This is a genomic window from Streptomyces sp. NPDC037271 (assembly GCF_055603605.1).
On the sequence record NZ_JBVJVN010000009.1, the window covers coordinates 38421 to 63724 of the forward strand.

Sequence of the window (25304 nt, forward strand, 5' to 3'; positions counted from 1 at the left end):
GTACGTCCTCCTGCCCACCCGTCGGCCTTTTGCACGACCGGCGCCCGGGGGAGGGCGCGAGGGATCCTTCCCCGTACCGGGCGGCGTCACCGCTATGAATCCGCTCACTCCCCGGTGTAACGCGGGCCGGAACGCGCTTGTGGATCAGGTCCGTTGGGAAAACCGGCCCGGCCATCGGGCTGCACCGCGGACCGCTCGCGGAGTACCCTTCCTTGATCGTTGGGACGGGGTCTCCCCGGTAGTGCTCCGGGGGAGCGGAAGGCGGTGCGCGGGTGGGCTCGGGAGGGCTGGAGCTGCCTCCTGGTGACGACGGTCACCAGGGGGACTCCACGGACGTCCCGCCCGGTGCGGTGTCCCTGGCGCGGCCGATGAGCGCGGGCGCGATCGGTCCGGAGCTGGACTGGGACACCGACGCCTGGCACGAGGTGCGCACCCGTGCGCAGCGGGCCGGCCGGGCCTACATCTGGCTGAACCTCGTCGAACAGCGGCTGCGCGCGGTCGTGGCCGCCGTCCTCAGGCCGGTCTACGAGCCCGTCCACGGCGACGAGTGGGTGGTCGCCGCCGCCGGGCCCGCCGGCCAGGAGTGGGTGCAGCGGGCCGTCGCCGTCCGCGAGGTCAGCCGCCGCAAGGGGTACCTGCTCGACCCGGCCGACGACAACGTCCTCAGCTTCCTCACGCTGCCGCAGCTGCGCGAGCTGATGATCCAGCACTGGCCCTGCTTCGAGCCCTACGTGGACGAGCGCCGCGACGTGGAACTCGCCCTGGACGAGCTGGAGGTCACCCGCAACGTCGTCTCCCGCAACCGGGCGCTGTCCGAGGCGGTGCTCAGCCAGGCCGAGCGGGCCTCGGCGCGGCTGCTGGAGGTCCTCGGCGCGGGCGGCGACGTGCCGTCCACGCGGCGGCTGCCGGTCGACGCGGTGGAGGACCTGGTCGGCGACCGCTACGCCGACGTGGTCGCCGTGCACTCGGACCGGGTGCGGCTGCTGCGCCAGTTCCCGGCCGAGGACCTCTTCGGCGGCGCGCGGCGCGTGGACGCCCTCGGTATCGGCCTCAACCTGCTCGTGCAGAACTTCTCCGGCCGCCGCCTGCTCCGGCTGGCCGAGTCCGGCGGCCGGGTGCGGCTGCTCTTCCTGAACCCGGCCTCCAGCGCGATCAAACGCCGCGAGCGCGAACTCGGCATCAAGCGGGGCGAGCTGAGCCGCGCCGTGGAGATGAACATCCTGCACATGCGCCGGGTGCGTTCCCGGCTGCGGGACCCGGGCGCGTTCGAGATCCAGGTCTTCGACGAGACCCCCCGCTTCACGGCCTACCTCGTCGACGGGGACGGCGCCGACGGCATCGCGGTCGTGCAGTCCTACCTGCGCCGGACGCGGGGGATGGAGGCGCCGGTACTCGTCCTGCGCAACGGACGGAACGGCGGCAAGGTGGTGAAGTCGGACCAGGTGGACGAAAGCGGACTCTTCCCCACCTACCGCGAGGAGTTCGAGCTGATGTGGGCGGATTCGCGGCCGGTGTCGTGAGTGCGGCCGACGGGAGGGCCTGCCCCCTGACCGGGCGTAAGCGGAACGCGATCCTCTGATTGTCAGTGGCCCATGGGAGGGTGGAGACCACTGGGGGAACGCACCACTGAGAAGGGGGACCGCCCATGGGCTGGCACCGGGAGCTGCTGGTCGGCTTCGACCTGGAGACGACGGGCACCGATCCGCGCGAGGCACGCATCGTCACGGGGGCCGTGATCGAGGTCGTGGGCGGGGATCCGCGAGGACGCCGGGAGTGGCTGGCCGACCCCGGCGTGGAGATCCCGGCGGACGCGGTGGCGGTGCACGGCATCACCGGCGAACGAGCGGCCGCCGAGGGCCGCCCCGCCGACCAGGTCGCCGACGCCATCGCCGGTGTGCTCGCGGCCTACTGGAAGACGGGCGTCCCGGTCGTCGCCTACAACGCGGCCTTCGACCTCACCCTCCTCTCCGCCGAACTGCGGCGCCACGGACTGCCGTCCCTGCGCGACCGCCTGGGCGGCCTGGACCCCGCCCCGGTCATCGACCCGTACACCATCGACCGTTCCGTCGACCGCTACCGCCGCGGCAAGCGCAACCTCGAAGCCGTCTGCCGGGAGTACGGCGTCCCGCTCGACGCCGCCCACGACGCCACGGCCGACGCCCTCGCCGCGGCCCGGCTGGCCTGCGCGATAGCCGGCCGCCACCCCAAGGTCGCGGCCCTCGGCCCGGCGGAGCTGCACCACCGCCAGATCGAGTGGTACGCCGAGTGGGCGGCGGACTTCCAGAGCTTCCTGCGCCGCAAGGGCGACGCCGCGGCGGTCATCGACGGAAGATGGCCGGTGCGGGAGCCGGCCGACGAGCGGGTCTGACCGGTACCGGAGGACGACCCGCGGTCAGAACGGATACCACCGCACCGTCGGATCCCCGTCCCGCAGCGACGCCACCCGGCGTTCGAACTCGGCCAGCGCCCTCGGGTTGCTCGGCGCGTGCTGGGCCACCCATGCGCAGCTGGCCGTCTCCCGGGCGCCGCGCAGCACCGCGCAGCCGTCCCACTCGCGCACGTCCCAGCCGTAGGTCGCGGTGAAGGCGTCGTGCGCCTCGGCGGGCAGTCCGTAGCGGTCCCGGCTGAGCGCCATCACCACCAGGTCGTGCTCGCGCAGGTCCGCGGAGAAGGTCTCCAGGTCGACCAGGACCGGCCCGCCGGGTCCGACGTGCACGTTGCGGGGCAGCGCGTCGCCGTGGATCGGGCCCGGCGGCAGATGGGGGACGAGCGCGGCGGCGGCCGCCGCGAAGCCGTCCCGCCGCTCACGCAGATACGCGGCGTCCGCGGGGTCGATCACGTCACCCGCGAGCCGCAGCCAGCGTTCCACCCCGCCCAGCAGCTCGCGGGGCGGCAGCCCGAAGGAGGGGGAGGGCAGCGCGTGGACCAGCCGGAGCAGCGCGGCCACGTCCCGGGGCTCGGCGGGCCGTACCGGGTCGGGCAGCCGCCGCCACACCGTCACCGGGTGCCCGTCGACGAACCGCGCCGTCGGATCGGCCGCCCGCACCGCCGGCACCCCGGCCTCCTCCAGCCACACCGCGACGGCCAGTTCCCTGCGCGCCCGGCCGAGGAGTTCCGCGTCCCGGCCGACCTTGACCGCCAGGTCACCGGCGGCGAACACCGCGTTCTCGCCGAGGGCGAGCAGCCGCGCCTCCCGCGCCGGGCCGGGCAGCACCCCCGCCGCGGCCAGCACCTCCCGCGCCCGTGCCTCGTCCATCGTTGTCCGCCTCCGTGTCCGTGGTGCCCGTGGTGCCGGTCGCGCCGGTCGTGTCCGTCATGTCCGTCGCGTTCCCGTCATCCGTCGGCCAGTGTCGCATTCGCACAGGTGGGAGCGTGTGCGCGGGCTCTTGACGGGGCACGGCGCCTTCACGACCATGACCAGGCCGGTTCGATCCGCGCAAAGGGGCTGATTACGTGACATCGGTGACCGAGCCGAGAAAACCGGCGCGCCGCGCGCCCGGCACGGACCGGCCGCGGCACGGCCCCGACCACGGCGCCTGGTTCCTGGTGCTGCCCGCTCTGATCCCCATCCTGGTGCTCAGCGTCGGGCCGCTGCTCTACGGCATCCTGCTGGCCTTCACCGACGCCCAGTCCGGCCGGACGGAGCCCACCCGGTGGATCGGCACCCTGAACTTCCAGGACCTGCTGCACGACACCCTGTTCTGGGACTCGTTCCGCATCGGGCTGGTGTGGGCCGTCGGGGTGACGGTGCCGCAGTTCCTGCTCGCGCTCGGCCTCGCCCTGCTGCTCAACCAGAACCTGCGGATGCGCTGGATGGCCCGCGCGCTGGCGATCATCCCCTGGGCGATGCCCGAGGTCGTCGTCGGCATCATGTGGCGGCTGGTCTACAACCCGGACGCCGGCATCCTCAACGAGACCCTGCGCGACTTCGGCCTCGGTGACGGCCGTGACTGGCTCAGCGGCCTCGCCACCGCGCTGCCCGCCGTCATCGTCGTCGGCGTCTGGGCCGGCATGCCCCAGACGACGGTCGCCCTGCTCGCCGGGCTCCAGAACACCCCGCGCGAGCTGCACGAGGCCGCCGCGGTCGACGGCGCGGGAGCCTGGCGCCGCTTCCGCACGGTCACCTGGCCCGCCCTCAGACCGGTCGCACTCGCCATCACCGCACTCAATCTCATCTGGAACTTCAACTCCTTCGCCCTGGTCTACGTGCTGACCAACGGAGGCCCCGGCGGCCGGACCCGGCTGCCCATGCTCTTCGCCTACGAAGAGGCCTTCCGGTACGGGCAGTTCGGCTACGCGGCCGCGATGGGCTGCGTCATGGTCGCCGTCATCTCGATCCTGCTGGCCGTCTTCCTCGCCGGCCGGCTCAGGGGCGGACTCAAGGGAGGTGGCGAGGCGTGAGGACCTCGAGAGGGGCCCGCGTGGGCCAGTACGCCGCGTTGCTCGCGTATCTCGTCTTCCTGGCCTTCCCGTTCCTCTGGCTGATCTCCACCGCGTTCAAGCCGCCGCAGGAGCTGGCCAGTCTCCACCCCACCTGGATCCCGGAGAACCCCACCCTCGACAACTTCCGGCAGGCCTTCGACGAACAGCCGCTGCTGCGGGCGGCCCTGAACTCCCTCCTCGCCGCGCTCGGCGCCGCGCTGATCGCCGTGGTGATCGCGACGCCGATGGCGTACGTCATGGCCCGGCACCGCGGCCGGCTCGGCAGGGCGGCCACCGGGTGGGTCGTGGTCAGCCAGGCCTTCCCCTTCGTGCTGCTGATCATCCCGCTCTTCCTGGTCCTGAAGAACCTCCGGATGATCAACTCCGTGCCGGGCCTGGTGATGGTCTACGTCGTGTGGTCGCTGCCGTTCGCCCTGTGGATGCTCGCCGGGTACGTCCGGGCCGTGCCGGCCGAGCTGGAGGAGGCGGCGGCGGTCGACGGCGCCGGGCGGCTGCGGACACTGGTGTCGGTGACCGCGCCGCTGCTCGCGCCGGGGATCGTGGCGACGGCACTGTTCGCGTTCATCACCGCGTGGAACGAGTTCTTCTTCGCGCTCGTGCTGCTGAAGACACCGGAGAAACAGACCCTGCCGGTGATCCTCACCCACTTCATCGGCGCCGAGGGCGTCGCGGACCTCGGCCCGCTCGCGGCGGCCGCCTTCCTCGCGACGCTGCCCTCACTGGTCGTCTTCGCACTCATCCAGCGGCGGATCACGGGCGGCATGCTCGCCGGGGCGGTGAAGAGCTGATGCGCACGAGAATCACGACCCTGCTCCTCTCCCTCACCCTCCTGCTCGCCGGCTGCTCGGGCGGGGGCGACGACGAGGACGGCCGGATCACCCTGCGCTTCCAGTCCCTGGCCTGGCAGGAGGAGTCCGTGACGGCCAACAAGGAACTGGTCCGGGAGTGGAACGCGACCCACCCGGACGTGCGCGTCGAGTACGTCCAGGGCAGCTGGGACAGCGTCCACGACCAGCTCCTCACCTCCTTCGAGGGCGGTGAGGCACCCGACATCATCCACGACGCCTCCGACGACCTCGCGGACTTCGCCTACGGCGGCTACCTCGCCGACCTGACCGACCTGCTGCCCGAGCGGCTGAAGTCGGACATCCCGCAGCGCAGCTGGGAGACGGTCACCTTCGGCGACGGCGTCTACGGGGTGCCGTTCCTCCAGGAACCGCGTGTTCTGATCGCCAACGCCGACCTGCTGGAGACGTCGGGCGTCCGGATCCCGACGCCCGAAGACCCCTGGACCTGGGCGGAGTTCCGGCAGGTGACGAAGGAGCTGAGCGGCGACGGGAGGTACGGCGTGGCCTGGCCGCTGAAGGAGCCCGTGTCCGCCACGCTCAACCTGTCCCTGTCCACCGGCGGACAGCTGTTCCACCGCGGCGCGGACGGGAAGGTCACCGTCCGGTTCGAGGAGGGCGACGAGGTGGTGCCCCGCACCCTCCACGACCAGGTCAACACGGACCACAGCGCCTCGCCCACCACGCTTGGCAGCGGCGGCTCCGACACCCTGCCCGGCTTCTTCGCGGGCACGTACGCGATGGTGCCCCTCGGCTTCTCCTACCGCCAGCAGATCGAACAGCAGGCACCCGACGGCTTCGACTGGCAGGTGCTGCCCGCCCCGGCCGGTGCCGAGGGGCTCACCCAGGGCGTCAGCCCCCAGACGCTGTCGATCGCCGAGGACAGCCCGCACAAGAAGGAGGCCGCCGCGTTCGTCGACTTCCTCCTCCAGCCGGACAACATGGTGCGCCTCGCCCTCGGCGACTGGATGCTGCCGACCGGCAGCGAGGCGCTGAAGGACCCGGCCCTGCGCACGGCCGAGCACGGCTGGGCCACGGGCACCGCCCTCGCCGGCCATCTGCGCTCGGCGCCCGCGCAGTCCGTGCGGGGCTACCCCGAGTGGAAGGACAAGGTGGCCACCCCCGCACTCCAGGAGTACTACAGCGGGGCGATCGACACGGAGGAGCTCCGCAGCCGCCTGGAGAAGGACGGAAACCTCGTCCTCGCCCGCTACCAGCGCTGACGGCGGCCGGCGGCCCGTCGCACGCGGAGGAACCTGCGGGAAAATGGTTGCACGAGACGTCTCGTCTCGCATACATTGTTCGCATGACCAGTCCCGCTCACATCGCCATGTTCTCCATCGCCGCGCACGGCCACGTGAACCCCAGCCTGGAGGTGATCCGCGAGCTCGTAGCGCGGGGGCACCGGGTGACGTACGCGATCCCGCCGCTCTTCGCGGAGAAGGTCGCCGAGGTGGGGGCCGAGCCCAAGCTGTGGAACAGCACGCTGCCCGGCCCCGACGCCGACCCGGAGGCCTGGGGGACCACGCTGCTGGACAACGTGGAGCCTTTCCTGAACGACGCGATCCAGGCGCTCCCGCAGCTCGCCGAGGCGTACGAGGGGGACGAGCCGGACCTGGTCCTGCACGACATCGCCGCCTACCCGGCCCGGGTGCTCGGTCACCGCTGGAACGTGCCCGTGATCTCCCTGTCGCCGTGCATGGTCGCCTGGGAGGGGTACGAGCAGGAGGTCGGCGAGCCGATGTGGGAGGAGCCGCTGAAGACCGAGCGCGGCCAGGCGTACTACGCCCGTTTCCACGCCTGGCTCGAGGAGAACGGGATCACCCAGCACCCCGACCCGTTCGCCGGCCGCCCCGACCGCTCCCTGGTGCTGATCCCCAAGGCGCTCCAGCCAGGCGCCGACCGGGTCGACGAGAAGACGTACACCTTCGTCGGCGCCTGCCAGGGCGACCGCTCCGCCGAGGGGGAGTGGCAGCGGCCCGACGGCGCCGACAAGGTCGTCCTCGTCTCCCTCGGCTCGTCCTTCACCAAGCAGCCGGCCTTCTACCGGGAGTGCGTCAAGGCCTTCGGCGAGCTGCCCGGCTGGCACGTGGTGCTGCAGGTCGGCAAGCACGTCGACGCCGCCGAGCTGGGTGACGTGCCGGACAACGTGGAAGTGCGCTCGTGGGTGCCGCAGCTGGCGATCCTCAAGCAGGCCGACCTGTTCGTCACCCACGCGGGCGCGGGCGGCAGTCAGGAGGGCCTGGCGACCGCCACGCCGATGATCGCCGTGCCGCAGGCCGTGGACCAGTTCGGCAACGCGGACATGCTCCAGGGGCTCGGCGTCGCACGCCACCTCCCCACCGAGGAGGCCACCGCCGAGGCGCTGCGCACCGCCGCCCTGGCCCTGGTCGACGACCCGGAGGTGGCAGGGCGCCTGAAGGAGCTCCAGGCCCAGATGGCCGAGGAGGGCGGCACTCCGCGGGCCGCCGACCTGATCGAGGCGGAGCTGCGGGCGGCGAGGGCCTGACCGCGCCGCCGCGGAAGAGGCCGAGAGGCCCGTCGGTTTCCGGAGGGCTTCCCGGAGACCGACGGGTCCTTTCGGCTCTCACCCGTGCAGGCTCCCGCTCACACCCCGACCCGTCGCCCGCGGTGTCCGCCTCCGCCGAGAGCTCTGCTGTTGCTACTCGCGGGTCTTGGTCAGGGGGCGAAGCCGTACGGTGCCCTTCCACAGAGTTGTTGAATAAGTCACAGGAGTGCGTAGTGGTTGAACCGCGCGCACCGCATCGGCGAGAGTGGCGCGCACGTCCGCCCGGTGCGCGGACGCGGCCGTCGTGCCCACCCCCACGGGGCACGACGGCCGTCCTATGGTGTGGGCATGACGACGATGTACGCGGCGCTGCTGCGCGGGATCAACGTGGGCGGCGCGAAGAAGGTCCCGATGGCCGAACTGCGGTCACTCCTGGAGGGCCTCGGCCACGACGCCGTACGCACCCATCTGCAGAGCGGGCAGGCCGTGTTCGCGTCGGGCCACGGGGACGAGGAGGCCCTCGCGGCCGAGTTGACGCGGGCGGTCGAGAAACGCTTCGGCTTCGCGGTGGACGTGATCGTGCGCGACCACGCTTATCTGCGGGCGGTCGCCGAGGCGTGCCCGTTCCCGGCCGCCGACCTGGAGGCCAAGCAGTTGCACGTCACCTACTTCTCCGCGCCGGTCGACGCGGAGCGCTTCGCGGCGATCGACCAGCCGGCCTTCCTCCCGGAGGAGTTCCGCCTCGGCGACCGTGCCCTCTACCTGTACGCGCCGGACGGTCTGGGCCGCTCCAAGCTCGCCGAGGCCCTCGCCAGACCCCGTGTGAACAAGGGCCTGATCGCCACCAGCCGCAACTGGAACACCGTCACCAAGCTCGTGGAACTGACCGCCCCCTGACCGCGCACGCCAAGGATTGGAGCAGCGACAGAGCGCGGGCCGTCCCGCGCGGCGCCCGGGCGGCCGGGCTCTTCGACAGCTTCCGCGTCCTGGCCACCGATCCCGACGTCTGCGACCTCAATCACACCCGCACCGGCGGGCTGTCCTTCGACCGAGGACGATGCCGCGGTCAGGCCCCGACCGCCGCCAGCACCGGCAGCCGCGCCCCGTCGTACCGCTCCAGCAGCACCCGCGCCACCTCCGGCGAGGGACCGAGGACGTCCGCCAGTACGTCCGCCTCGGCCGCGCCCCGCGCGATACGGTCCGGCAGGAAGCCCGGGGCCAGGACGTACGGCGCCACGGCGACGCGGGCGCAGCCCAGCTCCCGCAGCTCGCGCACCGCGTCCTCGGTGCGCGGAAGGGATGCGGAGGCGAACGCGGGCCGCACGGCGCACCAACCGGTGTGCCGCCACTCCCGCGCGATTTCTGCGATCACCGCGATCGCCTCCGGGTCGGTGGACCCCGCCGAGGCCAGCACGACCCCGGTCGAGGACTTGTCGGCGGGCGTCAGACCCGCCTCGTACAGGCGCCGCTCCAGCGCCGACAGCAGCAGCGGGGAGGGGCCGAGCACCTCCGCCTGCCGGATCCGCAGCCGCGGGGGCGCGTCCGCGAGGACCGCCGGGATGTCCGCCTTGGCGTGGAAGGCGCGGGTCAGCAGCAGCGGCAGCGCCACGACGTCCCGCACCCCCTCCGTCTCCAGGGATTCCAGTACCCCCTGCACGGAGGGGACGTTGAAGTCCAGGAAGCCGGTCTCCACCCGTACGTCAGGGCGCAGCGACCTGACCCGGCGCACCAGGGCGTGCACGGTGGCGGCGTGCCGCGGGTCGCGGCTGCCGTGGGCGATGACCAGCAGGACGGGGCGGGCGGAACGGACGGGACGGGAGGAGCGGGCCGGTCGGTGCATGGTGTGCCTCAGCTCCTCACCAGCAGGCCGCGGCTGCGCAGCACCCACCGCTCCAGCGGGCTGAAGATCAGCAGGTCGATGGCGATGCCGACGAACAGGATCAGCAGGATCGCCTCGAACACCATGGCCATGTCGCTGGCGTTGCGGCCGTTCTCCAGCAGCTGGCCGAGGCCCACCCCGAGGTCGGGGAAGGAGGCGATGATCTCGGCGGCCATCAGCGACCGCCAGGAGAACGCCCAGCCCTGCTTCAGACCCGCCACATAGCCGGGCAGCGCGGCCGGCAGCACGATGTGCCAGGTGCCCTTCAGCCCTGTCGCGCCCAGGGTGCGGCCGGCGCGCAGGAAGATCGGGGACACCTGGTCGACGCCCGACACCAGGCCGTTGGCGATGGACGGCACCGCGCCGAGCAGGATGACGGCGTACATCATCGAGTTGTTCAGGCCGAGCCAGATCACGGCCGGCGGCACCCAGGCCACCGACGGCAGCGACTGGAGGCCGGACAGGATCGGGCCGATCGCCGCGCGCACGAACTTCACCCGCGCCACCAGCAGCCCCAGCGGGGTGCCGATCAGCAGGGCGAGGCAGAAGCCGAGCAGGCCGCGCGAGACGCTGGTCCAGATGTAGCCGAGCAGCTCGCCCTGGAGCCAGGCCTGGCGGACCACGTCCCACACGTCGGACGGGGCGGGCAGCTTGGTCGGGTCGTCGACTATCCGGAAGGAGACGAGTCCCTGCCACACCGCGAGCACCAGGAGGACGGCGACGGTGGGCGGCAGGATCTTCTCCACGAAGGTCTGCCGGAAGGGCTTGCGGCCCTGCTGCACCGTCTCCAGTGCGTCCAGGCCCGCCTCCAGACCGGCGAGATCGCCGCCGTCCTTCGCGGGGCGCGTCGTGTCAGTGCTGGCCATGGCGGCGGATCTCCCCACGCAGTTCTTCGGTGATCTCGACGGACAGCTCCGCCACGGCGGTGTCCTCGATGCGGCGTGGCTGCGGGATGCCGACCGTCCACTCCCGCGCCACGCGCCCCGGACGGGAGGACAGCAGCACCACGCGCTCGGCGAGCCGGACGGCCTCGCGCACGTTGTGCGTGACGAACAGGACGGACAGGTTCGTCTCGCGCCAGATCCGTGTCAGCTCGTCGTGCAGCACGTCCCGCGTGATGGCGTCCAGCGCCGCGAACGGCTCGTCCATCAGCAGCAGCTTGCTCTCCTGGGCGAGCGCCCGGGCCATCGCGACCCGCTGGCGCATACCGCCGGACAGCTCGTGCACCCGCTTGCCGTACGCGCCCTTCAGCCGGACGAGCTCGAGCAGTTCCTCCGCCTTGTCGCGACGCTCGGACTTGGGCACGCCGCGGAGTTTCAGGGCGAGTTCGATGTTCTTGCCCGCGGTCAGCCACGGGAACAGGGCGTGCTCCTGGAACATCAGGGCCGGCCGCCCGTCCGTGGTGATCGCGCCGGCGCTCGGCTTGTCCAGGCCCGCCACCAGGTTCAGCAGCGTGGACTTGCCGCAGCCGGAAGCCCCCAGGAGGGTGACGAACTCGCCGGGCGCCACATCTAGGGTGATGTCGTCCAGTACGAGTTGCCGCCCGGCGGGGCCTGTGAACGACTTCGAGACGTGCTCGATCCGGGCGGCGTGCGTGGCCGCCTCGGTGCCCTCGTCGGCCTTGGCGAGGGTCGTGGTCGTGGCCATGGTCGTCACCTCCTGAGGAATGGTCGGGGTCCGCGCCTACTGGACGCCGAGACCGGCGTCGTCGACCGCGGGTTCACCCTTGGCCTTGAGGACCTTGTTGAGCAGCGTGAGGTCGTAGATGCCCTCGAGGTCGGCCTGCTGCAGCAGGCCCGCCTGGACGGCGTGGTCCGCCTGGGCGTCGAGGGTGGCGGCCAGCGGGTCGTCGGTGAGCCGGATCGACTTCCACGCCGGGTCCAGGACGTCGGCCGGCAGTGCCTTGCCGGTGTCCTTCTCCAGCTGCTTGTTCGCCGCGGCCTTGGCCTCGTCGGGGTGGGCCCCGATCCACTCGTTGGTGTCGACCGAGGCCTTCAGCACCGCCTCGACGACGTCGGGGTGCTCCTCGAGGAACTCCTGGCGCACGATGATGTTCGTGATCACGAACTCCTCGTCCGGCCACAGCGTCGACTCGTCCAGCAGTACCTTGCCGCCCTGGGCGACCAGCCGGGACGCGGTGGGCTCCGGCACCCAGGCGCCGTCGACGGACCCGGACGCGAAGGCGTTCGGCGTCACCTTGTTGTCGCTGCGGACGACCGTCACGTCGCCCTTTCCGCTCTGCGCGTCGACTTTCCAGCCCTGCTCGGCGATCCAGTTGAGGAACGCCACGTCCTGCGTGTTGCCCAGCTGCGGGGTGGCGATGCGCTTGCCCTTGACGTCCTTCAGCGACTTGATCTTGTCCGGGTTCACCACCAGCCTCACCCCGCCGGAGGCCGAACCGCCGATGATCCGCAGGTTCTTGCCGTCCGACTTGGCGTAGCCGTTGATCGCCGGCGACGGGCCGATCCAGCCGATGTCGATGGAGCCGGAGTTCAGCGCCTCGATCTCGGACGGGCCCGCGTTGAAGACCGCGTACTTCGCCTCGGTGGCGCCCAGCTCCTTCTGGAAGAAGCCCTTCTGGTTGCCGACCAGGGGAGTGGCGTGGGTGACGTTGCCGAAGTAGCCGATCCGGACGGAGTCGAGACCGTCGATCTTCTCGGCGCCCGCCGCGACCTTCGCGGTGTCGTCGTCCTTGGCCTGCGAGCCGTACCCGCAGCCGGCGAGGGCCAGCAGCGGGAGGGCGGCGAGGGCCGCGAGGGTGCGGCGCAGGGCGGTGGTGGCAGGCACGGGAGGTGTTCCTCTCGTTGGTCCGGCTCGCACGCCTGTCGGTTCGTCCGATGCGTCAGGTCGTGGCCGGGGGGTCGGCAGGTCTTCGGCTGTGCGGGTGGGGGGTGTGGGCGCGCGAGCGGTGCGCGTAGGTCACCGCCCACATCGCGCCACTCCGCCCTGCCCTCCCCCAAACTCCGTTCGGGGGCACCCCCAGCCGAGGGCGCCGCTGCCGACGCGGCCGCCCTCCTTCGCGAACGTGGAGTAGAAGTCGGGGGAGCCCATGCTCAGAAGTCCCACCCGTCGTCGTCCGCCTCGTCCTTGACCGGCTCGGGCGTGGCGAAGGACTCGCCGGCCATGCCCGCGGTGAGCGTGGTGCCGTCGTTCGGGTCGATCAGGATGAACGAACCGGTGCGGCGCGAGTCGGCGTAGGAGTCGGCGGGCAGCGGCTCCGCCGTACGGATCTTCACCCGGCCGATGTCGTTGGCGACGAGCTGCCCGGGGTGCGGGTGCAGGGACAGGTCGTCCAGGGTGAGCCGGGCCGGGATGTCCTTGACGACCGCCTTGACCGTGCGGGTGCCGTGCTTGAGCAGGACCCGGTGGCCGACGGTGAGCGGGGCGTCCGCGACGTGGCAGACCGTGGCCTCCACGTCCTGGGTGGTGGCCGGCGCGTCCTTGGCGGGCACGATCAGGTCGCCGCGCGAGACGTCGATGTCGTCGTCCAGCAGCAGCGTCACCGACTGCGGCGTCCAGGCGACGTCGACCGGCTCGCCCAGCAGGTCGATGCCGGCCACCCGCGACGTGCGACCGGACGGCAGGACCTTCACCTCGTCTCCGACCCGGAAGGTGCCGGCGGCGATCTGGCCCGCGTAGCCGCGGTAGTCGGGGTGCTCGGCGGACTGCGGGCGGATCACGTACTGCACGGGCAGCCGGGCGTGGCAGTGCGCCAGGTCGTGGCTGACCGGGACGGTCTCCAGGTGCTCCAGCACGGTGGGGCCGCCGTACCAGTCCATGACCGCGGACGGCTCCACCACGTTGTCACCGGCGAGCGCCGAGATCGGGATCGCGGTGACCTCCGGGACGCCCAGCTCGGTGGCGTACGCCGTGAACTCCTCGGCGATGGCGGCGAACACGGGCTCCGCGTAGTCGACCAGGTCCATCTTGTTGACGGCGAGGACGACGTGCGGGACCCGCAGCAGGGCGGCGATCGCGGCGTGCCGGCGGGTCTGCTCGACGACGCCGTTGCGGGCGTCGACCAGGATCACCGTCAGCTCGGCCGTGGAGGCGCCGGTGACCATGTTCCGGGTGTACTGCACGTGCCCGGGGGTGTCGGCCAGGATGAACCGGCGGCGCGGGGTGGCGAAGTAGCGGTAGGCCACGTCGATGGTGATGCCCTGCTCGCGCTCGGCCCGCAGGCCGTCGGTGAGCAGCGCGAGGTCCGGGGCCTCCTGGCCGCGGCTCGCGGAGGCGCGCTCCACGGCCTCCAACTGGTCGACGAGGACCGACTTGGAGTCGTGCAGCAGACGGCCGACCAGGGTGGACTTGCCGTCGTCGACGGACCCGGCGGTGGCGAACCGCAGCAGGGTGGTCTCCGACAGCTGCCAGGCCGCCGGCGGCTCGGTGGGTTCGGTGGTGCTGGTCATGGCTAGAAGTACCCCTCGCGCTTGCGGTCTTCCATCGCGGCCTCGGACATCTTGTCGTCGGCGCGGGTCGCACCGCGCTCGGTGAGCCGGGAGACGGCGATCTCGGCGATCACCTTCTCGATGCTGTCGGCGTCGGAGTCGACGGCGCCGGTGCAGGACATGTCGCCGACGGTGCGGTAGCGGACCCGCCGCTTGACCACCGTCTCGCCGTCCTTCGGGCCGCCCCACTCGCCGGCGGTCAGCCACATGCCGCTGCGTCCGAAGACCTCGCGCTCGTGGGCGTAGTAGATCGCCGGCAGTTCGATGCCCTCACGCGCGATGTACTGCCACACGTCCAGCTCGGTCCAGTTGGAGAGCGGGAAGACCCGGACGTGCTCGCCGGGGGCGTGCCGGCCGTTGTACAGGTTCCACAGCTCGGGGCGCTGGCGGCGCGGGTCCCACTGGGAGAACTCGTCGCGCAGCGAGAACACCCGCTCCTTGGCGCGGGCCTTCTCCTCGTCGCGGCGCCCGCCGCCGAAGACGGCGTCGAACTTCTCCGCCTGGATCTTCTCGGTCAGCGGCAGCGTCTGCAGCGGGTTGCGGGTGCCGTCCGGGCGCTCCTTGAGCACTCCCCGGTCGATGTAGTCCTGCACGGAGGCCACGTGCAGGCGCAGCCCGTGCTTCTCGACCGTGCGGTCGCGGTAGTCGAGGACCTCGGGGAAGTTGTGCCCGGTGTCGACGTGCAGCAGGGAGAACGGCACCGCCGCGGGGGCGAACGCCTTCAGCGCCAGGTGCAGCATGAGGATGGAGTCCTTGCCACCGGAGAAGAGGATCACCGGCCGCTCGAACTCGCCCGCCACCTCGCGGAAGATGTGCACCGCCTCGGACTCGAGGGCGTCGAGGTGGGAGAGGGCGTACGGACCGGCCGTACCCTCCTCCACTGTGGCCACGGACGTCGTCATGCCAGTCCCCTTTCGGTGAGCAGGGCGTGGACCGCCGCGGCGGACTCCTGGACGGTCTGGTCCTGCGACTCGATGCGCAGGTCGGGCTTGACGGGCTCCTCGTACGGGTCGTCGACCCCGGTGAGCCCCGTCAGCTCACCCGCGGCCTGCTTGGCGTACAGGCCCTTCACGTCGCGCACCGAGCACACCTCGACCGGGGTGGCCACGTGCACCTCCACGTACGCCGTGCCGTTCGCCTCGTGGCGTTCCCGGACCGCGTCCCGGCTGTCCGCGTACGGGGCGATCACCGGGACCAGCGCCGTGACGCCGTTGCGGGCGAGCAGTTCGGCGACGAAGCCGATGCGCTGCACGTTGGTGTGCCGGTCCGCGCGGCTGAAACCGAGGCCCGCCGAGAGGAACTCGCGGATCTCGTCGCCGTCCAGGACCTCGACGCGGTTGCCCTCCTCGCGGAGCCGGCCGGCCAGTTCGTGGGCGATGGTGGTCTTGCCGGCACTGGGCAGACCCGTGAGCCAGACGGTGGCTCCGGTCGTCACGTGGTTCTCCCTGTTTCTCGATGGTCCGGTGATCGTCGTCATGTCAGCCGTGCAGTCCGCACTCGGTCTTGGAGCGGCCCGCCCAGCGGCCGGCGCGGGCGTCCTCGCCCTCCAGCACACGGCGGGTGCAGGGCGCGCAGCCCACGGAGGCATAGCCGTCCATCAGCAGCGGGTTGGTGAGGACACCGTGCTCGGCGACGTACGTTTGCACATCTTCCTGTGACCATGTCGCGATGGGCGAGACCTTCACCTTGCCCCGCTTCTCGTCCCAGCCGACGACCGGCGTGTTCGCCCGGGTCTCGGACTCGTCGCGGCGCAGGCCGGTCGCCCAGGCCTGGTAGCCCTTCAGGCCCTCCTCCAGCGGTCGCACCTTGCGCAGCGCGCAGCACAGGTCGGGGTCGCGGTCGTGCAGCTTCGGGCCGTACTCGGCGTCCTGCTCGGCGACGGACTGCCGCGGGGTGAGCGTGATGACGTTCACGTCCATCACGGCCTCCACCGCGTCCCGGGTGCCGATGGTCTCCGGGAAGTGGTAGCCGGTGTCGAGGAACACCACGTCCACGCCGGGCAGGGCGCGGGAGGCGAGGTGGGCGACGACCGCGTCCTCCATGGAGGAGGTCACGCAGAAGCGGCTGCCGAAGGTGTCGGCGGCCCACTGGAGGATCTCCAGCGCGGACGCGTCCTCCAGGTCGCGGCCCGCACGCTCGGCGAGTGCCTTGAGTTCCTCGGTCGTACGCTCTTCCTGAACCGCCGTCATATCGGTTCCCCTCCCGTGGAGTTGGGCTGAAGACCCCGGGCGAGCAGCCCGAGGAACTTCAACTGGAATGCGCGGTTGCACGCCCCGCATTCCCAGGCCCCGTGTCCCTGCTCGCCGGGACGCAGGTCCTCGTCGCCGCAGTAGGGGCAGTAGAAGGGCGCGGCGCGCTCGCTCACGACAGGGCCTCCTCGGAGGCGCGGGCCGCCCAGGTGGCGAACCGCTCGCCGTCCTCGCGCTCGGCCTGATAGCGCTTGAGTACGCGCTCCACGTAGTCCGGCAGCTCCTCCGCCGTCACCTTCAGGCCGCGCACCTTGCGGCCGAAGCCGGGCTCCAGGCCGAGCGCGCCGCCCAGGTGCACCTGGTAGCCCTCGACCTGCTCGCCCCGGTCGTCGAGGACCAGCTGGCCCTTGAGACCGATGTCCGCGGTCTGGATGCGGGCGCAGGCGTTCGGGCAGCCGTTGAGGTTGATGGTGAGGGGCTCGTCGAACTCGGGGAGCCGGCGCTCCAGCTCGTCGATCAGCGAGGCGCCGCGCGCCTTCGTCTCGACGATCGCGAGCTTGCAGAACTCGATGCCGGTGCAGGCCATGGTGCCGCGCCGGAAGGTGGAGGGCCGGGCGGTGAGGTCCAGCGCCTCCAGGGACTCGACCAGGGAGTCGACCTGCCCCTGCTCGACGTCGAGGATGATCATCTTCTGCTCGACCGTGGTGCGCACGCGGCCCGAGCCGTGCGCCTCCGCCAGGTCGGCGACCTTCGTCAGGGTGGTGCCGTCGACGCGGCCGACGCGCGGGGCGAAGCCGACGTAGTAGCGGCCGTCCTTCTGCCGGTGCACGCCGATGTGGTCGCGCCAGCGGCTGGTCGGGTCCGCGGGCGCCGGGCCGTCGGTCAGCTTCCGCTGCAGGTACTCGTCCTCCAGTACCTGGCGGAACTTCTCCGGGCCCCAGTCGGCGACGAGGAACTTCAGGCGGGCGCGGTTGCGCAGCCGCCGGTAGCCGTAGTCGCGGAAGATGGAGATGACGCCCTCGTAGACGTCCGGGACGTCCTCGATCGGCACCCAGGCGCCGAGGCGGACGCCCAGCTTGGGGTTGGTGGACAGGCCGCCGCCGACCCACAGGTCGAAGCCCGGCCCGTGCTCGGGGTGCTCGACGCCGACGAAGGCGACGTCGTTGATCTCGTGCACCACGTCCAGCACCGGCGACCCGGAGATCGCGGTCTTGAACTTCCGCGGCAGGTTCGAGTACGCGGGGTTGTTCAGGACCCGGCGTTTCATCTCCTCCAGGGCCGGCGTGCCGTCGATGATCTCGTCCTCGGCGATGCCCGCCACCGGGGAGCCGATCATGACGCGGGGCGTGTCGCCGCAGGCGGTGACCGTGGACAGGCCGACGGCCTCCAGGCGGTTCCAGATCTCGGGCACGTCCTCGATCCGGATCCAGTGGTACTGGACGTTCTGCCGGTCGGTGATGTCGGCCGTGCCGCGCGCGAACTCCTGCGAGATCTCGCCGATCACCCGCAGCTGCGCGGTGGTCAGCGCACCGCCGTCGACGCGGACGCGCAGCATGAAGTAGCTGTCGTCGAGCTCCTCCGGCTCCAGGACGGCCGTCTTTCCGCCGTCGATGCCCTGCTTGCGCTGGGTGTACAACCCCCACCAGCGCATCCGTCCGCGCAGGTCGCTCGGGTCGATCGAGTCGAAACCCCGCTTGGAGTAGATCGTCTCAATACGTGTCCGTACGTTGAGACCGTCGTCATCCTTCTTGACCTGCTCGTTGCCGTTGAGCGGGGTGAAGTGACCTACGGCCCACTGACCCTCGCCGCGGTGACGGCTCACCTTGCGGCGGGGGGTCGCGGCAGCAGGCTTCGGCGGGGTGGCGGCCATGGCGTGACACGTCCTTCGGGACAGGCGGAAAGCGGCTCTTACCTGCGCGTACGGGCGCATGGGCAGGCATGCGCGTCATTGCGCGGGGGGAGGCGAATGCAGGGAATCCGGTGGTGCTGGAGCGGGCTCTCAGCGGACCGGACAGATGGCGCTGGACATGCGGCCGAGGTCGACGTGCCGCCGACTCACCAAGGCAATTCCAGTTCCAGGCATGGCGGAAGCGTGGCACGGCGATCTGGACGCAGTCCAGCTTCTTCCAAAATGCGGACACCCTTGTCTCGTAGAACGAGACAAGGGTGTCGTGGGTCACAGGACGGCCCGCCGGTGGAGGGCCGACGGGCCAGGCGGCGGACGGCCGGCGGGTCAGGCGGGGAACGCCCCGGGCCAGGGTCCCGGAGCGGCCACCTCCGCCTCCTCCTCGACCTTGGTGTCGAACAGACGGAAGCCGCGGCGCTGGTAGTTGTCCATCGCGTATGCGCCATCCTTGCTGCACGTGTGCAGCCACACCCGCTTGGTCGCGGCCAGCCCCGGCCACCGGTCCGCCAGGTCCCAGGCGCGGGCGGTCCCGTACGAGAGCAGGTGGCCGCCGATGCGCCGGCCCCGGAAGGCCGGGATCAGGCCGAAGTACTCGATCTCCACGACCCCGTCGTCCCCGGGCGTCAGCTCCACGTATCCGGCGGGCGTGCCGTGGTCGTAGGCGACCCAGGTCTCGACGCCGGGCCGCTCCAGGTGCTCCCGCCAGCGCGCGTAGCTCCAGCCGAGCCGGTCCGTCCAGCGGATGTCGCCCCCCACCGAGGCGTACAGGAAGCGGCTGAACTCGGGGGAGGGCACCTCGGCGCGAGCGATCCGGACGTCCCCTTCCGGTGCGGGGGCCGGCAGCAGATCGGTCGGCGCCGTCTGCTCCAGGGACCAGGTGGTCACGGCGATGTTGGTCATGACGAGCAGGGAACCATCCGGCCCGCGGATCTGTCGATCCCCGCCCGCGCGGCCCGCGCGGCCCGGGGATCCGGCGGCCGTCAGTCGAGCGCGTCCTCGATCGAGGCCATCGGCAACGCGAACAGCATGCGGTCCGACTGCGACCAGACCTCGCCGGTCTGCCCCCAGTAGGACAGGGAGCCCACCGCGCCGCTCCAGCACCGCTGGGAGCGGTCCGCACCGCATTCCGTGGCCCGGGCACCCTCCGAGTCCTGGCGCCACAGGGTTCCGCGCCCGTCGTGCCCGCCGGCCGAGCGCCCCAGGTACCAGTCGGTCCGTGCCGTGCCGGCCGGGCGGTACGACAGCACACCGCTCACCTCGGTCGCCCCGGTCTCGTACGCCTCCACCGCGTCGACGTGTCCGGCGGAGTCGACGGCCGGCAGCCCGGTGCGGGCCGGGTCCGTGCTGAGCGCGTAGCGCCACAACCGGGTGGGGCGGTCACCGTCCGCGGGCACCCGCTCGCTCGCCACCAGGCTGTCGGGGGCCGTGCCGCGGTCAAGGGAGATCGCGCCGGGACGCGCGGCCCCGGAGGTGTCGGAGAGCCGGTACGAGGCGACGGCGGGCAGCACGTACGGGTGGCCGTCCGCCGCCCAGCCTCCGGGCACCCGCCCGACGGAGTCCGCGTCGGTGGTGGCGCGCTGGACCCGGTCCAGGTCGTACGCGTACAGCGCTTCGCGGTCCCCGGAGCCCGCGGTGACCAGCAGTTTGTCCTGGTACCAGACCATGCCGGAGACGGGGGAGGCGAGCCCTCGGTAGTCCTGGCCGCCGTCGACCGGGACGGCGAGGAGCGCGGAGGTGTAGCCGAGGCGGTCGGGATCGTCGGCGTCGACGAAGGAGACCCGGGCGAGGCCGCCCTCGGGCGTGCCGTCGTCGCGGGTCCAGGCGGAGAGGACGACGCGGTGGGCGCCCCAGCGGCCGTCCTCGTCGGCGTCCCCGGAGGTGGTGACCGCGCCGGGGCGCCAGCCCTCGGTGTCGTCGCCCCAGCAGTAGGCGCGGGTGGCCGCGGGGGAGACCGGCAGGGCCTCCCGTTCCCCGGCCGTGCAGTCGGCGGCCTCGCGCAGCGTGTGGTCGGTGGAGCCGAGGACGGTGTCGACGCCCACCGGTGCACCCATCGCGGCGGAGAGCCGGTCGAGCCAGGGTTGCGGCACGCGGTGCTCCGTCAGCCGCAGTGCGCCGGTCTCGGCGGCGGAGGTGAGGGGCTCCAGGGCGCCGGGGTCGTCGGCGACCGTGGCCTGCGAGGCGCTGATCAGCGTGGCGGCGCCCGTCAGTGCGAGGGCCGCCCCGGTCAGGGCGGCGCGCAGCGCCCTGCCCCGCCTGCGTCGGCGGTGTCTGCCGCGATGCTTCATCGAACCTCCACGGGCGCCGGACCAACTGGGCTCGACGGTGGTCACGTTGACCGAGGAGCGGATGGGCGGTCCGTAGAGGATGCTACGACAGACGGACGGGTCCGTGGACGCGGACGATGCAAATATGCGAAAACAAACCGCCTTTCCGGTCATCCGGGACGGACCGGCGCTGACGCGTGGCCGGCGGACGGGAACCCGGCGGCGGGGCGTGCGGCGGAGCTCGGGTGGGGCGGGCCGGGCGGCGGACGCCGGTGCGTCGTGGCTGGTCGCGCGGCTCCCCGCGCTCCCCGCGGGCCGCGCCCGCCCCCAGGGGGCACGGAGGCTCAGGGTGTCGGCAGCGACGCCCGGCGTGCCACGACCGCCGGTGCCGTCGAGTGGGGGAGCAGGTCGCGCGGGTCGTCCGGGAGGACCACCTCGACCTCCGCGTCTTCACAGAAACGATACGGCCGGTGTTCCAGGTAGGCCCCGAGGTACCTCCTCACCCGCGACATCTCGGCCCGTACCGTCACCGTGCGGGCCGGGTCGCCGAACACGTCCTCGGCCAGCCCCGCCGCGCTGCGGCCGGCGCGGTGGACGGCGAGCAGGTACAGCAACTCGGCGTGCCGGGGACTCAGTTCCCGGGCCCAGGCCTCCGCGCCGCCCAGCACCCGGACCGACCAGCGGCGCGGCTGCCCGAGCTCCAGCACGATCCGGGTGGCACCGAGCGGTACCGGCTCCTCGGCCGCCCGTACCAGCCAGCCCTCACCCAGCGGCTCCACGGTGCACGCGCCGAGCGCCGGCAGCCACCTCGGCCCCGCCGCGGGGGGCTTGGGCAGTGCCACCCGGTCCAGGTACGGCATCCCCGTCACCGCCGCCGTCCAGCCGTCCCGGTCCGTCACCACGGCCCGTCCGCCGAGCCGGGCCAGCACCGGCGCGGCCACCGCCCGCAGCCGCTCCAGCGACAGCATGTGCAGCTCGCGCAGCCGGGCCTCGGAGAGCTTGGCCACCGAGTCGACCCAGGCGAGCGTCGCCGGGTGCATCGTCTCCAGCGGCCCGCTCACGTCGACCACGCCGAGCAGCCGGCCGCTGCGCGGGTCGGTGATGGGCGCTCCGGCGCAGGTCCAGGTCGCCTGGGACCGGACGAAGTGCTCGGAGGCGAAGACCTGTACGGGGCGCCGGGTGACCGCGGGCGTGCCCACTCCGTTGGTGCCGACGACCTCCTCCCGCCAGTCCGCCCCGAGTTCGAAGCCGAGGCCGTCGGCCTTGCGCAGCACCCGCGCGCTGCCCTCCCGCCACAGCACCCGGCCCTCGTGGTCGGCGACCACCATGATGTGGTGCGCGACGTCCGCGACCGACAACAGGCCCTCCCGCAGCACCGGCAGCACGTGCCGCAGCTCCGAGGCCTCCCGCCGCCGCCGCACCTCCTCGGGGGCCAGCAGCCCGGAGCGGAAGTCGTGCTCGGGATCGACACCGCTGCGCAGCACCCGGTCCCAGGACTGCTCGATCACCGGCCGCGGCGCCACCGGGGCCCGCCCGCCCGAGAGCCTGGCGGAGCGGACCTCGTTGAGCATCCGCGCCGCGCGCGCCGTGTCGACGGCGGCGAACTGCGTCACGTCCATCGGCGAGAGCGCCACTGGTCCCCGTCCTCCCGGAAGCCGGATGTTCGGATACTCGGATGTTCGGATACTTGGATGTTCGTCTGATACCGACCGCTTGCCCGGGACGCGGGGACACAGTCCGCACACGGCCCGCAGCAAGTTGCAACCCCCTGCAACCCTGGTGGGCGGCCGTACCGGTGTACAAACTTGAACCACGTCGCCCCGAGCGGCGTACGCGGCCTGCACAGGCCTGTGTGGCGGGGGTGGTGCCGTGTCGGCGCAGCACCACCCCCGCTTCACCCGATGAAATCAGGCCACGGCCACCGGACGGGCCCGCTCCACCACCGACGCCAGATCCAGCGTCGGCGGCAGCGTGCCGAAGGCCGCGCCCCCGTCACCGCCCAGCCGCGCGGCACAGAACGCGTCGGCGACCTCCGGCGGCGCGTACCGGACCAGCAGCGAACCCTGGAGCACCAGCGCCAGCCGCTCCACCAGCCGCCGCGCCCGCCCCTCGGCGGCCCCCAGATCGGCCAGCTCCGTCAGCAGACCCCTGATCGCCGCGTCCAGACGGTGATCGGCGCCGCGTGCCAGGCCCACCTCCGTCAGATACGCGTCCATCGCGAGCGGCTCCCGTCCGAGTGCCCGCAGCACGTCCAGCGCCTGCACGTTGCCGGCGCCCTCCCAGATCGAGTTCAGCGGCGACTCGCGCACCAGCCGGGGCATCCCCGACTCCTCGACGTACCCGTTGCCGCCCAGGCACTCGGCGGCCTCCACCGCCACCGGCGCACACCGCTTGGTCACCCAGTACTTGGCCGCCGGCACCGCCAGCCGCAGCAGCGCCCGCTCCCGCTCGTCGCCCCCCTCGGCGGCGTCGTAGGCCGCCGCCAGCCGCAGCGCGAGCGTGGTGGCCGCCTCCGACTCGACCGCGAGATCCGCGAGGACGTTGCGCATCAGCGGCTGGTCGACCAGCTTCGCGCCGAAGACCTCCCGGTACGTGCAGTGGTGCACCGCCTGCGCGACGGCCTGCCGCATCAGGCCCGCCGACCCCAGTACGCAGTCGAGCCGGGTCGCCGCCACCATGCCGATGATGGTCCGCACCCCGCGGCCCTCCTCGCCGACCCGGCGCGCCCAGGTTCCGGCGAACTCGACCTCGGCGGAGGCGTTGGACCGGTTGCCCAGCTTGTCCTTCAGCCGCTGGACCAGGAACACGTTGCGGGTGCCGTCCGCCAGCACGCGCGGCACCAGGAAGCAGGTCAGCCCGCCCGGGGCCTGCGCCAGCACCAGGAACCCGTCCGACATCGGCGCCGAGCAGAACCACTTGTGCCCGGTCAGCTCGTACGTGCCGTCCTCGGCCAGCGGGCGCGCCGAGGTGGTGTTCGCCCGTACGTCGCTGCCGCCCTGCTTCTCCGTCATGCCCATCCCGAACAGCGCCCCGGCCTTCAGGTGGGCCGGCCGCAGCTCCCGGTCGTAGACCCGGGAGGTCAGCAGCGGCTCCCACCGCGCGGCGAGCTCCGGATCGGCGCGCAGGGCCGGCACCGCCGCGTGGGTCATCGACAGCGGGCAGCCGTTGCCCGCCTCGACCTGGGTCCACATGAGGAAACCGGCGGCACGCCGCACGTGTCCGCCCGGCCGCGACCAGGCCGCTGTCAGCCCGGCCGAGACACCCTTGCCCAGCAGCCGGTGCCAGGCCGGGTGGAAGTCCACCTCGTCGACGCGGTGGCCGTAGCGGTCGTGCGTGCGCAGCACCGGCGGATTCTCGTTGGCCTGCGCGCCCCACTCCTGGGTCTGTACCGACCCGCAGCCGCGGCCCAGGCCCGACAGCTCCGCCAGCGCCTCCTCGCGGAGCTCGGGTGCCAGATGCCGTTCGACCGCGGCCGTCAGGGCCCGGTCGGCGGTGAAGACGTCGTAGCCGACCAGCGGCGGGGCCTGATTCGTCACGGTGTGGGTACTGCCTGCCATGACCGTGAACCTACCGTGTCGGGGGCCGGCGGGGGGCCGGTACGGTGCGGCGGGCGTCCGCGGATGAGTGCCACCTCCGGCGGCGGATACCTTTAGGACGTGCAGCCAGCAAGTGAATCTCCCGAACGGCCCTCCGGCCGGCTCCATCGTGCCCGGGTTCTGTACCGGAACGTCTCCAAACGCAGGACCACCTGGCTGCTGCTCAAGGACACGGTCAACTCGTGCATGGAGTACCGCATCCTCGGCCTGGCCGCCGAGGCCGCGTTCTTCACCCTGCTGTCGGTGCCGCCCCTGCTGCTGAGCGTCATCGGCCTGCTCGGCTACGTCGACCTGTGGATCGGCGCCGACACCACCGAGAGCCTGCGCACCAACATCCTGGACGCCTCCCGCGCGGTGCTCTCCGAGCGGGGCGTCGAGCAGATCACCGAGCCGATCCTGGACGACGTGATGAAGGGCGGCCGGCCCGACGTCATCTCCCTCGGCTTCCTGTTCGCCCTGTGGTCGGGCTCCCGCGCGGTGAACGTCTTCATCGACACCATCACCGTGATGTACGGCCTCGACGGCGTCCGGGGGATCGTCAAGACCCGCCTGATGGCCTTCCTGCTGTTCCTCGTGGCCCTGCTGATCGGGTCCGTCGCGCTGCCGCTGATGGTGGCCGGCCCGGACGCCGTGGTGCGCGTCGTCCCGTGGTCGACGACGGTCGTCCAAGTGCTGTACTGGCCGGTCGTCATCATCCTGTCCGTGGCGTTCCTGACCACGCTGTACCACGTGTCGGTGCCCGTGCGCTCCCCGTGGATCGAGGACGTACCCGGCGCGCTGGTCGCCCTCGCCATGTGGGTGCTCGGCAGCTTCCTGCTGCGCATCTACCTGACCAGCACCGTCGAGGGCCCCACCATCTACGGCTCGCTCGCCGCGCCCGTCGCCGTGCTGCTGTGGATCGGCGTGTCCGCTTTCGCGGTCCTCGTCGGTGCCGCGGTCAACGCGGCCATCGACCGGGTCTGGCCGGCCGCCGCCACCGCCGCGGCCCGCGAGGCCAACGAGCGGCTGCGGCAGGCCCAGGTCGCCGAGTACGTCGCCCGCACCGCCGCGAACGGGGAGGCGGACCCCGACATGCCCTCCGAGTTCCCGGAACGCTGGTCCCGCTTCCTGCCCCCGGAGGACGTCACGTCCCGCCTGCGCACCCACGTGAAGAACGCGCCGCCCGTGAACCACAACAAGCCGGAGGCCTCGTAGGCCCGGTCCGGCAGGGCTCCCGGCACGCTCG

Annotated in this window: 24 protein-coding genes; 8 read left to right on the plus strand and 16 right to left on the minus strand. The window is 72.3% G+C overall.

The window, feature by feature from the left end; genetic code table 11:
* The first annotated feature begins 272 nt into the window (after window positions 1–272).
* Window positions 273–1520 carry an SAV2148 family HEPN domain-containing protein gene (locus ACZ7G3_RS17600; protein ID WP_470926513.1) on the plus strand — a complete coding sequence of 416 codons (1248 nt, stop codon included), beginning with the start codon at window positions 273–275 and terminating at the stop codon, window positions 1518–1520.
* A 125-nt stretch (window positions 1521–1645) separates the two neighbouring features.
* Window positions 1646–2368, plus strand: a complete 723-nt coding sequence (locus ACZ7G3_RS17605) for a 3'-5' exonuclease (protein WP_426599422.1) — start codon at window positions 1646–1648, stop codon at window positions 2366–2368.
* A 24-nt stretch (window positions 2369–2392) separates the two neighbouring features.
* Here the strand turns inward: ACZ7G3_RS17605 and ACZ7G3_RS17610 are convergent, their stop codons facing one another.
* Window positions 2393–3256 carry a phosphotransferase enzyme family protein gene (locus tag ACZ7G3_RS17610; protein WP_470926515.1) on the minus strand — a complete coding sequence of 288 codons (864 nt, stop codon included), beginning with the start codon at window positions 3254–3256 and terminating at the stop codon, window positions 2393–2395.
* Window positions 3257–3453: 197 nt separating this feature from the next.
* Between ACZ7G3_RS17610 and ACZ7G3_RS17615 the strand changes: the two genes are divergently transcribed.
* The 5 genes from ACZ7G3_RS17615 (at window position 3454) to ACZ7G3_RS17635 (ending at window position 8694) form a co-directional block, all read left to right on the plus strand.
* Window positions 3454–4401 carry a carbohydrate ABC transporter permease gene (locus ACZ7G3_RS17615; RefSeq protein ID WP_470926517.1) on the plus strand — a complete coding sequence of 316 codons (948 nt, stop codon included), beginning with the start codon at window positions 3454–3456 and terminating at the stop codon, window positions 4399–4401.
* Complete coding sequence (locus ACZ7G3_RS17620; RefSeq protein WP_426599419.1) at window positions 4398–5231, plus strand: carbohydrate ABC transporter permease; 834 nt, start codon at window positions 4398–4400, stop codon at window positions 5229–5231. The genes ACZ7G3_RS17615 and ACZ7G3_RS17620 overlap by 4 nt, the downstream gene beginning before the upstream one ends.
* Entirely contained in the window at window positions 5231–6511 is a 1281-nt protein-coding gene (locus ACZ7G3_RS17625; protein WP_470926519.1) for an ABC transporter substrate-binding protein, read from the plus strand. Before ACZ7G3_RS17620 ends, ACZ7G3_RS17625 begins: the two co-directional genes overlap by 1 nt.
* A gap of 83 nt (window positions 6512–6594) precedes the next feature.
* Entirely contained in the window at window positions 6595–7797 is a 1203-nt protein-coding gene (locus ACZ7G3_RS17630) for a glycosyltransferase (protein ID WP_470926521.1), read from the plus strand.
* Window positions 7798–8145: 348 nt separating this feature from the next.
* Complete coding sequence (locus ACZ7G3_RS17635; protein ID WP_470926523.1) at window positions 8146–8694, plus strand: DUF1697 domain-containing protein; 549 nt, start codon at window positions 8146–8148, stop codon at window positions 8692–8694.
* A 169-nt stretch (window positions 8695–8863) separates the two neighbouring features.
* Here the strand turns inward: ACZ7G3_RS17635 and ACZ7G3_RS17640 are convergent, their stop codons facing one another.
* The 15 genes from ACZ7G3_RS17640 to ACZ7G3_RS17710 all read right to left on the minus strand — a co-directional run bounded on the left by ACZ7G3_RS17640 (window position 8864) and on the right by ACZ7G3_RS17710 (window position 24040).
* Window positions 8864–9637 carry a sirohydrochlorin chelatase gene (locus ACZ7G3_RS17640; RefSeq protein WP_426599415.1) on the minus strand — a complete coding sequence of 258 codons (774 nt, stop codon included), beginning with the start codon at window positions 9635–9637 and terminating at the stop codon, window positions 8864–8866.
* Between the two features lie 8 nt (window positions 9638–9645).
* Window positions 9646–10542: an ABC transporter permease gene (locus tag ACZ7G3_RS17645; protein ID WP_426599414.1), complete on the minus strand. Its 897-nt coding sequence runs from the start codon at window positions 10540–10542 to the stop codon at window positions 9646–9648.
* Window positions 10529–11323, minus strand: coding sequence for an ABC transporter ATP-binding protein (locus ACZ7G3_RS17650; protein WP_470926525.1), 795 nt, complete (start codon window positions 11321–11323; stop codon window positions 10529–10531). Before ACZ7G3_RS17650 ends, ACZ7G3_RS17645 begins: the two co-directional genes overlap by 14 nt.
* Before the next feature lie 36 nt (window positions 11324–11359).
* Window positions 11360–12463, minus strand: coding sequence for an aliphatic sulfonate ABC transporter substrate-binding protein (locus tag ACZ7G3_RS17655; protein WP_470926526.1), 1104 nt, complete (start codon window positions 12461–12463; stop codon window positions 11360–11362).
* A gap of 266 nt (window positions 12464–12729) precedes the next feature.
* The gene (locus ACZ7G3_RS17660; RefSeq protein WP_470926528.1) at window positions 12730–14085 is read right to left on the minus strand and encodes a sulfate adenylyltransferase subunit 1; all 1356 of its coding nucleotides are present in this window, start codon (window positions 14083–14085) and stop codon (window positions 12730–12732) included.
* A 2-nt stretch (window positions 14086–14087) separates the two neighbouring features.
* Entirely contained in the window at window positions 14088–15026 is a 939-nt protein-coding gene (cysD, locus tag ACZ7G3_RS17665; protein WP_426599410.1) for a sulfate adenylyltransferase subunit CysD, read from the minus strand.
* Entirely contained in the window at window positions 15023–15601 is a 579-nt protein-coding gene (gene cysC, locus ACZ7G3_RS17670; RefSeq protein WP_426599409.1) for an adenylyl-sulfate kinase, read from the minus strand. Before cysC ends, cysD begins: the two co-directional genes overlap by 4 nt.
* Before the next feature lies 1 nt (window position 15602).
* Window positions 15603–16313, minus strand: coding sequence for a phosphoadenylyl-sulfate reductase (locus tag ACZ7G3_RS17675; protein ID WP_470926531.1), 711 nt, complete (start codon window positions 16311–16313; stop codon window positions 15603–15605).
* Window positions 16310–16489, minus strand: coding sequence for a hypothetical protein (locus tag ACZ7G3_RS17680; RefSeq protein ID WP_003972819.1), 180 nt, complete (start codon window positions 16487–16489; stop codon window positions 16310–16312). The genes ACZ7G3_RS17675 and ACZ7G3_RS17680 overlap by 4 nt, the downstream gene beginning before the upstream one ends.
* The gene (sirA, locus tag ACZ7G3_RS17685; RefSeq protein ID WP_470926532.1) at window positions 16486–18183 is read right to left on the minus strand and encodes a sulfite reductase SirA; all 1698 of its coding nucleotides are present in this window, start codon (window positions 18181–18183) and stop codon (window positions 16486–16488) included. Before sirA ends, ACZ7G3_RS17680 begins: the two co-directional genes overlap by 4 nt.
* Before the next feature lie 129 nt (window positions 18184–18312).
* Window positions 18313–18396, minus strand: coding sequence for a putative leader peptide (locus ACZ7G3_RS17690; RefSeq protein WP_351391960.1), 84 nt, complete (start codon window positions 18394–18396; stop codon window positions 18313–18315).
* A 150-nt stretch (window positions 18397–18546) separates the two neighbouring features.
* Window positions 18547–19119, minus strand: coding sequence for a GNAT family N-acetyltransferase (locus ACZ7G3_RS17695; RefSeq protein WP_426599405.1), 573 nt, complete (start codon window positions 19117–19119; stop codon window positions 18547–18549).
* Between the two features lie 80 nt (window positions 19120–19199).
* Entirely contained in the window at window positions 19200–20504 is a 1305-nt protein-coding gene (locus ACZ7G3_RS17700) for a hypothetical protein (protein ID WP_426599404.1), read from the minus strand.
* Window positions 20505–20827: 323 nt separating this feature from the next.
* Window positions 20828–22117 (minus strand): GAF domain-containing protein, encoded by a 1290-nt coding sequence (locus ACZ7G3_RS17705; protein ID WP_470926535.1) that lies wholly within the window; start codon window positions 22115–22117, stop codon window positions 20828–20830.
* A gap of 273 nt (window positions 22118–22390) precedes the next feature.
* The gene (locus tag ACZ7G3_RS17710) at window positions 22391–24040 is read right to left on the minus strand and encodes an acyl-CoA dehydrogenase family protein (RefSeq protein WP_470926536.1); all 1650 of its coding nucleotides are present in this window, start codon (window positions 24038–24040) and stop codon (window positions 22391–22393) included.
* Window positions 24041–24139: 99 nt separating this feature from the next.
* Between ACZ7G3_RS17710 and ACZ7G3_RS17715 the strand changes: the two genes are divergently transcribed.
* On the plus strand, window positions 24140–25273 hold the full coding sequence (locus ACZ7G3_RS17715; protein ID WP_426599401.1) for a YihY/virulence factor BrkB family protein: 1134 nt from the start codon (window positions 24140–24142) through the stop codon (window positions 25271–25273).
* Window positions 25274–25304 lie beyond the last annotated feature (31 nt).